17 protein-coding genes, 1 pseudogene and 1 other annotated feature are annotated in these 13,329 nt (G+C 37.2%); of the genes and pseudogenes, 7 read left to right on the forward strand and 11 right to left on the reverse strand.

All coding sequences use genetic code 11. From position 1 onward, the window contains the following. Positions 1–15: 15 nt before the first annotated feature. Positions 16–1,434 carry a PLP-dependent aminotransferase family protein gene (locus MHB39_RS00070; protein WP_342545555.1) on the reverse strand — a complete coding sequence of 473 codons (1,419 nt, stop codon included), beginning with the start codon at positions 1,432–1,434 and terminating at the stop codon, positions 16–18. A 102-nt stretch (positions 1,435–1,536) separates the two neighbouring features. Between MHB39_RS00070 and pdxS the strand changes: the two genes are divergently transcribed. The 7 genes from pdxS (at position 1,537) to MHB39_RS00105 (ending at position 8,544) form a co-directional block, all read left to right on the forward strand. Further along, positions 1,537–2,421: a pyridoxal 5'-phosphate synthase lyase subunit PdxS gene (pdxS, locus tag MHB39_RS00075; RefSeq protein WP_016992652.1), complete on the forward strand. Its 885-nt coding sequence runs from the start codon at positions 1,537–1,539 to the stop codon at positions 2,419–2,421. A gap of 1 nt (position 2,422) precedes the next feature. Then, positions 2,423–2,986, forward strand: coding sequence for a pyridoxal 5'-phosphate synthase glutaminase subunit PdxT (pdxT, locus tag MHB39_RS00080; protein ID WP_342545556.1), 564 nt, complete (start codon positions 2,423–2,425; stop codon positions 2,984–2,986). Positions 2,987–3,035: 49 nt separating this feature from the next. Then, positions 3,036–3,255 (forward strand) — a binding site (T-box leader). A gap of 75 nt (positions 3,256–3,330) precedes the next feature. Next, on the forward strand, positions 3,331–4,611 hold the full coding sequence (serS, locus tag MHB39_RS00085) for a serine--tRNA ligase (RefSeq protein ID WP_342545557.1): 1,281 nt from the start codon (positions 3,331–3,333) through the stop codon (positions 4,609–4,611). 141 nt (positions 4,612–4,752) lie between these two features. Then, positions 4,753–6,087, forward strand: a complete 1,335-nt coding sequence (locus MHB39_RS00090; protein WP_342545558.1) for a sigma 54-interacting transcriptional regulator — start codon at positions 4,753–4,755, stop codon at positions 6,085–6,087. A gap of 108 nt (positions 6,088–6,195) precedes the next feature. Beyond that, positions 6,196–7,140 (forward strand): branched-chain amino acid transport system II carrier protein, encoded by a 945-nt coding sequence (locus MHB39_RS00095; RefSeq protein ID WP_342545559.1) that lies wholly within the window; start codon positions 6,196–6,198, stop codon positions 7,138–7,140. A 16-nt stretch (positions 7,141–7,156) separates the two neighbouring features. After that, entirely contained in the window at positions 7,157–7,786 is a 630-nt protein-coding gene (locus MHB39_RS00100) for an ArdC family protein (RefSeq protein ID WP_342545560.1), read from the forward strand. After that, the gene (locus tag MHB39_RS00105) at positions 7,774–8,544 is read left to right on the forward strand and encodes a hypothetical protein (RefSeq protein WP_342545561.1); all 771 of its coding nucleotides are present in this window, start codon (positions 7,774–7,776) and stop codon (positions 8,542–8,544) included. The genes MHB39_RS00100 and MHB39_RS00105 overlap by 13 nt, the downstream gene beginning before the upstream one ends. Here the strand turns inward: MHB39_RS00105 and MHB39_RS00110 are convergent. The 10 genes and pseudogenes from MHB39_RS00110 to MHB39_RS00155 all read right to left on the reverse strand — a co-directional run bounded on the left by MHB39_RS00110 (position 8,525) and on the right by MHB39_RS00155 (position 13,321). Beyond that, complete coding sequence (locus MHB39_RS00110; RefSeq protein ID WP_342545562.1) at positions 8,525–8,770, reverse strand: hypothetical protein; 246 nt, start codon at positions 8,768–8,770, stop codon at positions 8,525–8,527. The two genes, MHB39_RS00105 and MHB39_RS00110, sit on opposite strands and share 20 nt — an antisense overlap. A gap of 24 nt (positions 8,771–8,794) precedes the next feature. Then, positions 8,795–9,100, reverse strand: coding sequence for a hypothetical protein (locus MHB39_RS00115; RefSeq protein WP_342545563.1), 306 nt, complete (start codon positions 9,098–9,100; stop codon positions 8,795–8,797). A gap of 59 nt (positions 9,101–9,159) precedes the next feature. Beyond that, the gene (locus MHB39_RS00120) at positions 9,160–9,414 is read right to left on the reverse strand and encodes a hypothetical protein (protein ID WP_342545564.1); all 255 of its coding nucleotides are present in this window, start codon (positions 9,412–9,414) and stop codon (positions 9,160–9,162) included. A gap of 102 nt (positions 9,415–9,516) precedes the next feature. Then, entirely contained in the window at positions 9,517–9,828 is a 312-nt protein-coding gene (locus MHB39_RS00125; RefSeq protein WP_342545565.1) for a hypothetical protein, read from the reverse strand. A gap of 55 nt (positions 9,829–9,883) precedes the next feature. After that, complete coding sequence (locus tag MHB39_RS00130) at positions 9,884–10,141, reverse strand: DUF1883 domain-containing protein (protein WP_342545566.1); 258 nt, start codon at positions 10,139–10,141, stop codon at positions 9,884–9,886. A gap of 6 nt (positions 10,142–10,147) precedes the next feature. Next, the gene (locus tag MHB39_RS00135; RefSeq protein ID WP_342545567.1) at positions 10,148–10,786 is read right to left on the reverse strand and encodes a DUF2188 domain-containing protein; all 639 of its coding nucleotides are present in this window, start codon (positions 10,784–10,786) and stop codon (positions 10,148–10,150) included. Next, a complete protein-coding gene (locus MHB39_RS00140) occupies positions 10,770–11,258 on the reverse strand; it encodes a DMT family transporter (protein ID WP_342546874.1) in 489 nt (162 codons plus the stop codon). The genes MHB39_RS00135 and MHB39_RS00140 overlap by 17 nt, the downstream gene beginning before the upstream one ends. A 21-nt stretch (positions 11,259–11,279) precedes the next feature. After that, positions 11,280–11,663: pseudogene (locus MHB39_RS00145) on the reverse strand (DMT family transporter); the annotation flags it as partial. A 51-nt stretch (positions 11,664–11,714) separates the two neighbouring features. Further along, complete coding sequence (locus MHB39_RS00150; protein WP_342545568.1) at positions 11,715–12,383, reverse strand: AroM family protein; 669 nt, start codon at positions 12,381–12,383, stop codon at positions 11,715–11,717. After that, complete coding sequence (locus tag MHB39_RS00155; protein WP_342545569.1) at positions 12,380–13,321, reverse strand: DUF1177 domain-containing protein; 942 nt, start codon at positions 13,319–13,321, stop codon at positions 12,380–12,382. Before MHB39_RS00155 ends, MHB39_RS00150 begins: the two co-directional genes overlap by 4 nt. Positions 13,322–13,329: the final 8 nt, after the last annotated feature.

Raw genomic sequence — 13,329 nt, forward strand, 5'->3', positions numbered from 1 at the left:
TATAAAACGACCCATCTACGTAGATGGGTCATTTTTTTGTATTCCCCAGCAATCCATCAACTGCTCAATGGATGATTCGATTGCTTGTACGGGAATTCCTCCAAAGCCTAATAAAAATTGAGCTTGTGAAGATTCATAATGATCTAGTCGATAGGCTGATAATGGATAGATACCGATCTGTGCTTGAGAGGCGAGCTGTTGTAATTGTTTTTCTGTGAATGTGTGTTGAACCTCTAATAAAATATGCATACCAGCTTGCTCACCAGTAATGTTAATGGATGATGAATATTTTTCTAAAATAGAAGTTAGCTTATCATGTTTTTTACGATAAATTTTACGCATTCGATTGAGATGCTTTGCAAAATGCCCATCACCCATAAAATTTGCCACAATATGCTGATCAAAACGAGGCACAGTTGATGAATAATAATTAAAGACATCGTTATAAGTAGCAAGTAGTTTAGGTGGAAGTACAAAATAAGCTACTCGTAAGGATGGCATTAAAGATTTGGTAAAAGTACTCATGTAAATAACTTTATCGTTGCGATCTAGTGCGTGTAGGGCAGGAATTGGTTTTCCAGCATAACGAAATTCCGAATCATAGTCATCCTCTATAATATAGCGAGAGGTGCTTTGTGCCGCCCAATTTAAAGCCTGTGCTCGTCTTGTAGCAGATAATACAGCCCCAGTTGGGAATTGATGTGAGGGTGTAATATACACAACATTAGCATTTGTCTTTTCAAGATCATGAATAATTATGCCCTCCTCATCAACTGCAATTGGGTAAACTTTTCGTTTATGCTGCGAAAACATTCGATGCACGGCAGGGTATCCTGGATTTTCTAATGCAAAGCTTGTGTCCTCACTAAAAAGACGGAGAATCATAGGGAGAAGCTGCTCCGTACCTGAACCAATAACAATTTGTTCAGGGTGGCATACAACACCACGGGATTGATATAAATAATTAGCAATCTCTGTGCGTAGAGACAGTTCTCCTTGTGGTTCCCCTGTTAATAATAGCTCCTTTGAGGTGTCGTCAAAAAGCTCTTTCGCATACTTTCTCCATGTTTGAAATGGAAAGGCATCGATATCAATAGAACCAGGGTTAAAATCAATTTTGTATGATTTTTTCTTAGGATGTTCATTAATGGACGCCACAGTATCTTGTTGAATGTAGGGCAGTTCATCTATCTCTTCTACAAAATAGCCAATACGTGATTTGGACATAATATAGCCTTCAGCTAATAGCTGGGCATAGGCAATTTCAATTGTTGTTTGGGAAATGTTTAAAAAATCAGCTAATTTCCTTTTTGAAGGCAATTTTTCTCCTACAGTTATTTTCTTAGAAATAATAGCTTCTTTAATACCATTATAAAGCTGATCATAAAGCGGTTTATCACTATCTCTTTCAAGCTGAAATAAAAGCATATCCATGATCTGGAACCTCCTGACCTTATAAATATTTTAAAAACTGGATATTTTGATATGGTCAATTTCTATTATACTAAACTTCATCATAAAGGTGGAGGTTAGAAAATGAAACAAACAGGTACAGAGCTAGTAAAACGTGGTATGGCAGAAATGCAAAAAGGCGGCGTCATTATGGATGTCATTAATGCAGAGCAAGCAAAAATTGCAGAAGCTGCAGGTGCTGTAGCAGTGATGGCATTAGAAAGAGTACCTTCAGATATTCGGAAAGCTGGTGGCGTTGCGCGCATGGCTGATCCTCGTATTGTTGAGGAAGTAATGGGGGCTGTAACTATTCCTGTGATGGCCAAAGCACGTATTGGTCATATTGTTGAAGCACGTGTCTTAGAAGCAATGGGTGTCGATTATATTGATGAAAGTGAAGTTTTAACACCAGCAGATGAAGAATACCATTTATTAAAAAGTGAATACACCGTACCGTTTGTGTGTGGCTGTCGTGATTTAGGGGAGGCAGCCCGTCGTATCGGAGAAGGCGCATCGATGTTACGAACAAAAGGTGAACCAGGAACAGGGAATATTGTGGAGGCAGTTCGACATATTCGCAAAGTAAATGCACAGGTACGTAAAGTGGTAGGCATGACAGAGGATGAATTAATGACAGAGGCGAAATTACTAGGAGCTCCTTTCGAGTTATTAAGAGAAATTAAACGTCTTGGTCGTTTACCAGTCGTAAACTTCGCAGCAGGAGGAGTGGCGACGCCTGCTGATGCAGCCTTAATGATGGAACTTGGAGCTGATGGCGTTTTCGTTGGTTCAGGTATTTTTAAATCTGAGAACCCTGAAAAATTCGCACGTGCCATTGTAGAGGCGACTACTCATTATAAAGACTATAAGCTTATTGTGGAAATATCAAAAGAGCTCGGAGTGCCAATGAAGGGGATTGATATTGCACAGCTTGGACACAACGAGCGTATGCAAGAGCGGGGTTGGTAGCATGAAGCGAATTGGTGTATTAGCATTACAAGGAGCAGTTCGTGAGCATATACAAATGTTTGAAGCTCTTGGCTGTGAAGCAATTCAAGTAAAACAGAGAAAGGATTTAGAAAACCTAGATGGACTTGTGTTACCAGGTGGAGAAAGCACAACAATGAGAAAATTGCTGGATCGGTTTGATCTACTAGAGCCAATTCGTGGACTTGCACAGCAAGGATTACCAATGCTTGGTACATGTGCGGGATTAATTTTATTAGCCAAGGATCTAATTGAAGATGAAACACATTTGGCTGTGATGGACGTGACTGTAGCAAGAAACTCATATGGACGTCAGGTCAATAGCTTTGAAGTACAACTAGATATTCCTAAAATAGGTGTAGGGATTCCAGCAGTATTTATTCGTGCACCTCATATTGAAGCCGTAGGTAAAGATGTTGAAATTCTTGCACAACATGAGGGGAAAATAATCTTGGCACAAGATGGCCATTTATTGGGTTGTTCGTTTCATCCCGAATTAACAGAGGACACACGAATTATTGAATATTTTGTATCCTCTATGGTATGACTTGCAAAATTTGTTTTCATATAGTACAGTATGGTTAAATTTTAAATAACCGAACACGATGATGGGAAGTAGTAGCAAGCACGTTTTTTTTAGAGAGTCAGCGGTTGGTGGAAGCTGATAAAAGCACTTGTGAATCCGTCCTGGAGTTGCACAGTCGAAGTGAATGAAGTAGGCTGTAGCCGGCTGAAATGCCGTTATGAAATAAGTGGATTAGGCAGAAATATGTCTAGTCAATTAGGGTGGCAACGCGGGTAGCTCTCGTCCCTTTTTAGGGATGAGGGCTTTTTTGTGTTCATTTCGCTGCAATGATTTCCCATCATGAAGAAACTATTGGAGGTATGAAGATGTTAGATATTAAACGCGTACGCGAAAATTTCGCGGAAATTAAAGAGATGTTATTAACACGTAATGAGGACTTAGGAAATTTAGATGACTTTGAAGACTTAGATGCAAAACGTCGTGAATTGATTGCCAAAACAGAAGAATTAAAAGCAGAACGCAATAAAGTATCTGAACAAATTTCAGTTATGAAACGCAACAAGGAAAATGCGGATGAAGTCATTGCTCGTATGCGTCAGGTTGGCGATGAAATTAAAGCATTAGATGTACAATTAAATGATGTTGAAGAACGCTTTAAAGATATGATGATGCGTTTACCAAACATTCCGCATGAATCTGTACCAGTAGGCACAACAGAGGACGACAATGTTGAAGAATATACTTGGGGTGATATTCGTGCATTTGATTTTGATATTAAAGCACACTGGGACCTTGCTACGGATTTAAAAATTGTAGACTTTGAACGCGGCGCGAAAGTAACAGGTAGCCGTTTCTTATTCTATCGTGGTCTTGGCGCTCGTTTAGAACGAGCATTAATGACATTCATGATGGATTTACATGCAGAGGAGCATGGTTACGAGGAAATGCTACCACCTGTCATTGTTAATCGAGATAGCCTAACAGGTACAGGGCAACTTCCGAAATTTGAGGAAGATGTATTCAAATTAGAGGAAACAGATTATTTCATGATTCCAACTGCAGAAGTACCAGTTACGAACTTCTATCGAGATGAAATTTTACCAGCTGAAGCTTTACCACAAGGCTTTGCAGCGTATAGCGCGTGCTTCCGTTCAGAAGCGGGATCAGCAGGTCGTGATACACGTGGTTTAATTCGTCAACACCAGTTTAATAAAGTAGAATTAGTTCGTTTTGTAAAACCAGAGGAGTCATACGAACAATTAGAGCTATTAACAAGTCATGCAGAAAAGGTATTACAATTACTAGGCTTACCATATCGTAAGCTAAAAATGTGTACAGCTGATTTAGGTTTTACTGCAGCGAAAAAATATGATTTAGAAGTTTGGATTCCTGCACAAAACATGTACCGTGAAATTTCTTCTTGTTCTAACTTTGAGGATTTCCAAGCACGACGAGCAAATATCCGCTTCCGTCGTGAGCCAAATGCAAAACCAGAATATGTGCATACATTAAACGGTTCAGGTCTTGCCATTGGCCGTACAGTTGCTGCTATTCTAGAAAATTATCAACAAGCTGATGGCAGCGTAGTAATTCCAGAAGTTTTAAGACCTTATATGGGCGGTAAAGAAGTAATCACAGCAAAATAAACGACAGATAAAGCTATTTTAGACAATTCTTTTATGGATGTTCTAAAATAGCTTTTTTGTGTTGCAAAAATTGAATTCTCTCATAATTTTTGAAAATTCGTTATAATGGGTAATATTCATGGGGACAAGGGGGAGAAATTCATGGAATTGCAACAATTTGCACAAGCCTTCAATGAATTTGATAATGTGTTAATTACAGATGATAAAGGCTGTGCAATCTTTTATGACTTAGCAGATTTAAATATATTATTGGAAATCGGCTTAACACCAGATGAATTTTTTCATAGCACTGTGACTGATAATTATCAAAATTTATCACCTGAGACAAGTACTGTGTTTCAAGTCATACAAACAGGGCAACCAGTTTTATACTATGAGCAACAACTTACTACATTGAACGGTTTTAGTTATTTATCGTTGAGTTCGACCTATCCCATTATGGAGGATGGAAAAGCCATTGGTGCCATTGAATTCTCAAAACATTTTTATGAAAGCAAACAAATTAAATACTTAGATAATTTCCTGGGACATAAATTATATCGAGATAATTATACGACCTACCGTTTGGAGGATTTCATTACGACAAATACTGAAATGAAAACTCAACTTGAAAAGGCACGTCGAAGTGCTCAAAAAAGTGCCCCTGTTTTACTAACTGGGGAAACTGGAACTGGGAAAGATATTATCGCACAAGGCATACACAATGAAAGTGAACGCTATACAAAGCCGTTTATTACTTTGAACTGTTCAACATTGACAGAGGATAATCTATTTACTCAGCTATACGGATCAGAGAATGAAGCAAAAAGTGGAAAGTTACAGGAGGCTAATGGTGGGACACTACTCATTGATCACCTTAATTTATTGGATATATCTTTGCAGGCGAAACTTTTGCATGCAGTAGATATAAAAGTGCTGAATGGTGAGCCGTTGGATATACGATATATAACGACTGTCAATGAAGATGTAGATAAACTATTAGCTGAAAAAAGGTTACGCGAGGACTTATTTTATCGCTTAAATGTTCTACAAATTGATTTGCCACCGTTAAGATTAAGGAAGGAAGATATTCCAGCTATCCTTGATTTTTATATACAATTTTACAGTGAACATACACTACAGAAAAATGTAAGCTATCGTAATGAAGTAATTCAATTATTTTATGCCTATCATTGGCCAGGTAATGTGCGTGAACTAAAAAATGCTCTTGAATCGGCATATAATAATTTGCTTGGAGATGAAATACTTGTTGAGCATATTCCAGAAAGGATTAGAAAAAATGTTCAACATTCAACTCAGCAGATAATGCAAAACAACCAAACTGGACATTTACGAGATTTAACGGAAGCCTATGAGCGCCTAATTATAGCGGAAAAGTTGCGTGAAACTGATGGACGTTTAGCGGAAACTGCTCGTCGTTTAGGTATTTCGCGTCAATTACTAAAATATAAGTGTTTAAAATATGAATTGCTGTAAAAAAATTTTTACAAAAAGGGGATAAAAATTTATCTCCTTTTTTCGTGCTTTTAAATTTTCTATTATTTAAATAAATCTTCTGTAAACGATTATAAAGGGGTTGAGGATATGTCTAAAGTTGTACAGCATACGATAATTGTCGGGCTAGCCTTATTTGCTATATTTTTTGGTGCCGGGAATTTAATCTTTCCGCCATCCATAGGAAATAGTGCAGGGGAATCATGGATTTCTGCTTTGATGGGCTTTAGCTTAACGGGCGTTATTTTACCTGTGCTTGCGGTGTACGCAATTTATAATACTGGGGGAACCGTGGAAGCGCTCACAAGACCAATCGGAAATTGGTTTTATAAAGCCTTTAATACGGTCATGATGGTTTGTATTGGAATGGTTGTCACAATACCGAGGATGTCAGCGACAACTCATGAATTAGGGGTATCACAAATTATTCCGAACATACCTTTAATTGCGTCAGTATTAGCGTTTTTCGCGATTTGCTTTTACTTTGCGATGGATCAATCAAATGTTATCGATAAGATTGGGAAATGGCTGACACCCGTTCTTGTTCTTATCCTCATTATCCTCATTGGTAAAGGGGTACTAGATCCAATGGGAACAGCAGTCAATACAGGGGCTGAAGGGGTGTTTGCTAACTCGATAATAGCTGCCTATCAAACAGGAGATGTAGGGACAGGTATTCTTTGTGCTCCGATCTTTTTAGCAGCAATAGTTGGTTATGGCTATAAAGGGAAACAATCTAAAAAGGTTGCGCTAGGTGGAATGGCTATTGCTGCAATAGGATTAATAGCAGTTTATGGTGGCCTACTTTATTTAGGGGCTACAAGTAATGGTATCATCACAAATCCTGGCAGTGATACAGAACTATTAGCAGCCATTGCCTTTAGTGTCATTGGTAATTTGGGTAAGGCGTTACTAGCTATATGTGTTGTTTTTGCCTGCTTAACATCAGCGATTGGCGTCATGGTCATATCATCACAATTTTTAAACGAACTAACAAAAGAGAAGCTAGGCTATAAAACGTGGGTCTTTATTTAAGCGGTATTTAACTTTCATGGCAAGTATGCGCCAGTATTCGGTAGATAACCAAATCCTCATTTTTATGCAAAATCCAAAAGCTACTTATGTCGCTGGCTTTCAAGCATGGAAAAAACATGAGCGTTATGTGCAAAAAGGGGAGAAGGGTATTCAAATTCGTGCCCCTATTTTTGAACAACAGCCGGTACTTGATCCCAAAACAAAGCAACCAGTTTATGAGAACGGCAAGCTGAAGATGGAGAACGTCTTAGTTCGGTATAAATGGCTAACGGTGTTTGATATTGCACAAACAGCAGGAGAGCCACTTAAAACGACAAGAGATTTTGTAAATGAACAATTTCAAACGGATGAGGATGCTCAGAGGCTATACAATCAGTTTAAAAATTATTTAAATCAATTTAAGCAGTTGCACGTTGTAGAGAAGACGTATTCGATTCATGAGGAAGGACGAGGTTACTTTGTGCCATCGACCAACGAAATTACCATTAATGCGAGTGAAAATAATTCTGTTGCAAAATTAAGTACGCTTATTCATGAATTTGCTCATGCTCAGCTGCACGGGCGTATTGCGATTATCGTGAAGCAACACGTGCCCATAAGGAGGCGCAAGCAGAATCGATTGCCTGTGCAACAATGGCGTATTTAGGCTTTGATACGAGCCATTTTCCATTAGGGTATATTGCAACGTGGGCAAAAGATACGGAATTAATGCGAAAGGCGTTGTTTGAGATTCAGGCGACTCTTGAAAAGACGTTAGCAACGCTAGATGTTGTGCTGCACCCGCAACTGTATGAGCAATTAGAACAAATCATTCAGGAGCCAAAATTAGAGAACAAGGCGGTTTCATTTGAGCAGTTGGCCAAACATTTACCAGCTATTTCTTATGTAAAAGCTCCTAAAATTGCGATTGAAGTATTTGATGCACGTTACAATGGCTTTGAAATCGCTAAGTACGACCGTCAAACAAAGTATTTAATGGACGAACGAGGGGAAGTTATTAATGAAGGCATGCTAAAAGATAAGGTCATTTTATTGATGAATGTCATCGATCGACAGCCCACAGCAGCGATGATGTATGAGAGCTTTTCAGAGCAATTTGCTTTGCTCGAAATGCACGTGCCAAAGCCAGTTATAGAGCTGTATCATAAGAAAACGGACGCACCGATTATTGGATTTAGCGAAGTGAAAGAGGCAAAAGCATCGTTTCTCCATGCAGCTGCATCTGAAAATCAGATGGTGAAGGCTTATATTTATGGGAAGGATGAGTTGAAACATTTTAAACCGGTGTTGGAGGGGAATGGTTATACTATTGAAAAGATTGCATATAAAGTTGGCAAGGATGAATTGGATTCTAATATAGATTTGAACGGATATAATAAGAAGATTAGAGAGAGAAAACTGTAATATCATAGTCTGTTTCTTCAAATTGAAAATATTTAAGTTGATTGTTTTCAATGATTTCTTCCAGCATATAAACATTTGAAATGTAATATTTAGAAGTTATTTCTTCTAAATTTCTAATGATAAAATCGCTTGAGTTTTTATGCTTAAGATTTGTTTTATTTCTTAATTCTTGATCTTTTTCAGATAAAAAAATGTTTTTAGCTTTTAATATTAAGTTATCAATCATATATTTTCCCCCACTATACAGATACTATGGTTTTACTAAGATTAAATTTTGTAAATCTATGGTTTCTTTATTATAAATTTCAGGAGTTTGTTCTTCTGGAATACCTTCTAACATCAATGCCCCTTTAGCCTGTTCAAAAGCTTTGTAAATAGAATGTCCGAATCTAAGAGCAGAATAAAATTGTGCTGCAAAGATACGTGCTGCATCATCTCCAATAGAAGTATTCATCCCAATGGCAGCATTAATATGACGCGTTATTTCTCTAGCTTGGTTGAACGAAAAACACGTATTAAAGAAAACTAATTCAATAGTATCTGATGTCGAAACCATTGTTTGAATAATGGCCTCTTTAGAAATTAGTTTAGTTTGCCCATTATTATCTTGAAAGACTAATTCATCTTGATCCGAACCATGTCCACTAAAATTACAATTGTAGGTTTAAGTTCATTGAAAGTTTGTAAAATATCTAATGGACGTGCTGCCCATTTAGTAGTAAAAATAATTGAATCTCTATAATCAGATTTACGAATCATTTGTTCGATTTCTCTAGCTTCTTCATCTAATCGTAATTGGTGCTGATCTAAAGGATTAGAAGCTATAAATAAAACAGTGATTTTCTCTGGTATGTTTTTAAGTTCGGCCAATTCAATTTGTGTTTTTTGATGAAGTAGGTCGTGATGAGAGATAGATGACTGGAGATTTTTAATTTCGTGTAGTTGTTTTTTTTCTGATTCATATCTCTTTTTTTATGCTTTAGATTCCTCTCGACGAAGTTTACTTTCCTCATTTGATATTTCGGTCGATTTCTGAGCAATCTTTTTTTCAATTCCTGGAATTTTTTGATTCACTTTATTTAATTGTGTACTATATCTATCGATATCTCTTACCTTAGATTTAATAATAGACTCACTTTTAGTTCGGGATATACTGCTTTTAGCGGAAGCAATTTTCTTTTCTAAATCGGCTGCTTTTTTAACTTCTGAAGCTTTATCCGATTGTAACTTAGACAATTCCTTATTTTTTCGTAAGATAGTATTAGATAAAGTTGTTGTTGGCAATTACATTTTCTCCTTTAGAGAAGGCTATAGATATCTATAACCTTCTGAAACATGATTAAAAAATTTCAATAGAATGACGTATTGAGCCACCGGTGATACCTAAATCTATAGTAATATTCCAATTTCCAGAGAATTCTACAGGAATAATGACGGTGTTATTAATTGCTTGTCCATAATAATATCTATGTCCACGTCCATTTTTGTAATTTCTAAAATTGCTGTCATCCATTAATTTTACATTTGCAGGTCTACTTAAAGTCACTTTTACTTTTTGCCCACTCTTAATGAATACACGTTTGTGTAAAAATTGCATTTTTAATCAACCTTTCGGAGGAAATGGATCATTACCATAACTATTTTTTTCTCGAATTTTACCTTCGCGATTATGAATTACTACTTCACTCTTTTGATTTTTAGCAATTCCAGTCGCAATTTTTATTGCTTCTTTTTGAGTAGGTACATTAACAGTTGCCCTTGTTCTTCCAGAAAGGGGGATGCTTAATCGATATCCGCTTCCAGTTTTGATTGTTACTCTTTCTGCTTTAGACAATTTATCTGTCATTTCCATTGTTTCTTTTTCTACCCGGTGATAATCGGCTTTCATTGCCCCATGTAAAAACATGTCCTCAGTAATTCCTGGCATTGTAATCACACTGACTCCGTGAATATTCGCATTTTTCCTAGCTAATGTATGTGTTAAAGAATGCTTAGTTAAGCAGAAAACAAGATCGTATTCCAGTATCTTATCAGACGCTTCCTTTGTAGGTTCTTCACCTGATTTTGTTCTGTCCTCCATCTCATAAAAAGAAGTATTCCATCCATTTGCAATTAAGGCATCTTTAAACTTTTTGGCTAACAAAGATGTACTATGATCTGTTAAAACTAATATGGAACTCGATTTAGAAACATCTAAGTTATCTGACATAATATTTGCAACAATACTATGAAGCATATTCATCCTTGGGCACTCCTTTTTTATACAACCTTTTTTTATTCATCAAATAAACACTAGCTAGAACAAAGAATAATCCAACCACCATGCCGATGCTAACGTTTTCTCCAAGAAAAATAACTCCTAATAAAATCGTCATTATGGGCATTAAATATGTTACTAATAGAGCGAATAGGCCGCCTCTTGATTTAACTAAATAATAATAGAGCATATTTCCGAATCCTGAACTAACCATGCCTATAGCAATAAACAATAAAAAAGGTTTCCAACCCACAAAATTTCTGAAACTCATCGGCTCAATAAACAGCATAAATACACCAGAATAAATAGTACCAAGTGCCATGGTTATAAAAGAAAGAGTATACACCGAACAATGCTTTAAATACATGGACAAAAAGATAGCTGACATTGAATAAAAACAAACAGCAAACAAAAGCAATGCTGCAGACCCAACATGAAATTGGCTATTTCCATTCATTCCTGCAAGGATAGTTATACAAATTCCAGCAAACCCTATTAATACGCTCCAAATCTCGTGCTTAGGAATAACTCTTTTTAAGATTACAACACTCAAAATAGTTCCGATTATAGGACCCGAAGCATTCAACACTCCACTAATGGTTGTATCAAGTCCTTTTAAACTTAAACTCATGAAAACCCATGGAATACCTGCACTTATTAAGGTTATCATGATAAGCTTAGGAAGCTTATCAAAATCACCTTCCTTTTTTTTTCAAAGGAAAAATGGTAAAAGCCCCAACATTCCAAATAAACATCGATAAAAGACAATTGAAACGGGATGAAAATCAATGAGCAATAATTTGGTTAGAAAAAAAGTAGATCCCCAAAGAAGGCTTAAAACAAACAGTGCAATAATTGGCATATATTGAGTCCTCTCCCTTAGAAAAAAGACCCGGAAAACCGGATCTCTAATCTACTGTACATATTCTGCAGTAATACGAGCAGTTAAGGTCCGCGGAAGAAGAACTGGCAAGTTGCTCCCCTCCATGGCATCTTTTTTATGGGTTTCAGAATATCCCATACAATCGAGAACAATTAGCTCTGCTCCCTGAGACTTTAACCTTTGGCCGGCTCCTTTTACATCACTATCTTCATAAGGAGAAGCAACTTCAACGAAAAGTTCCAGATTTGGATTTCCCCATTTTTTAGTTAAAGTATTTCGTTGCTCCTCTAATGGAACAATCACTCCCAGCTTCCCCTTTTTTAATATTGCTTGGACTGTATGGTTCAATATCTTATCAGGATAAATTAGTGGCTTCTTACTCTGAATGGTCGGGAAATCTCCTGTGCAAAGCATAATAACGACAGTAACCTTCTCTTCAAGCTTGGTTAACTCGTCTTGCAATAATGGTAAAAGCTTGGATTTTCCAATCTTAACAGATTTGCCATTTCTTAATTTTGATATATACGTAATTTCTTGATCATCAGGACAAACTGACTTTATTTTGTCATCACCAAGTCGATCAAGTCCACCTGCCTCTATAATATCAATCGAATCCCCTAAAAGAGCGCGGATAGAAGGGGTTACGTCTTCACGTGGGGATTGTCCAATCGTCAGAATACCTACTGACTTTCGTGTCATGACGAAACACTTCCTAGTGTTTGAAGCTTCTTCATTGAACCATACAATTTCTCAAGATGACTGAACTCTGCCTTATCATAGAAGTCAATTTGCCCGCGTGTAAATTCCTTTGCTACTTCAATGCTAAAACGAACAGCTTGTGCTACATCCACTTCATGACTTGCACCGGTTCCACAGCCTGGAACAGCTGATTTAGCCGTAATAGCAAGACCAACAACTGGTACATCCGTTGCAACAGCAGGCTGCAGAATGCTATTGATGTGGTATACATTGTTTCCATAAGGGGTAATATCTTGAGTCGTTACAGCAAATGTCACAGGTAATTCCCCAGTAGACATCTCCATGATTCGAAGCAAATCATCACTGAACTTTAAAACATACCCTTCTTTTACAGTTGGAGATAGGGCAATTCCACGATGGTTAATGATTTTATTTCCTTTTGTTGTATCAATGGATAAAACGGCATCCATTTCAGGCAAAACTTCATACTGATTCATGGTAAGGATATCAACTGGTGACCCCATAAAATCAACTGGTTCATGTGGCTCTGTTGGAGCAAATGGACAAATATGTGTTGTAATATAGACATCACCTGGTAGACGATCTCCTTTTTCAGCCATACTCGCAAGCTTTAACGCTATTGTGACAGCGGCTGCGGCTCCATCTCCGTCTGAAACAAATCCAATACGGGAAGGACGGGCTCCAAGTCCACCCAAACGACCTACTACTCCTAGAGAAGGGGCATTACCACCTGCTAATTTCCCTTCAAATCCTTTTACAACAATTTTTACAAAGTCTGTTGACCCACGATCACCCGATACAGTTTCGTAGGTCGCCTCAACATTCGAGAAATCTGCAAAAAGATCGGAAATCATTTGTCCATTTGCTTTTGGATGATCCAACAATTCCATTACTTCTATTGTATATTTCAGTGACATTACTTCTC

This window comes from Lysinibacillus sp. FSL K6-4013, assembly GCF_038630435.1.
Classification (GTDB): domain Bacteria; phylum Bacillota; class Bacilli; order Bacillales_A; family Planococcaceae; genus Lysinibacillus; species Lysinibacillus boronitolerans.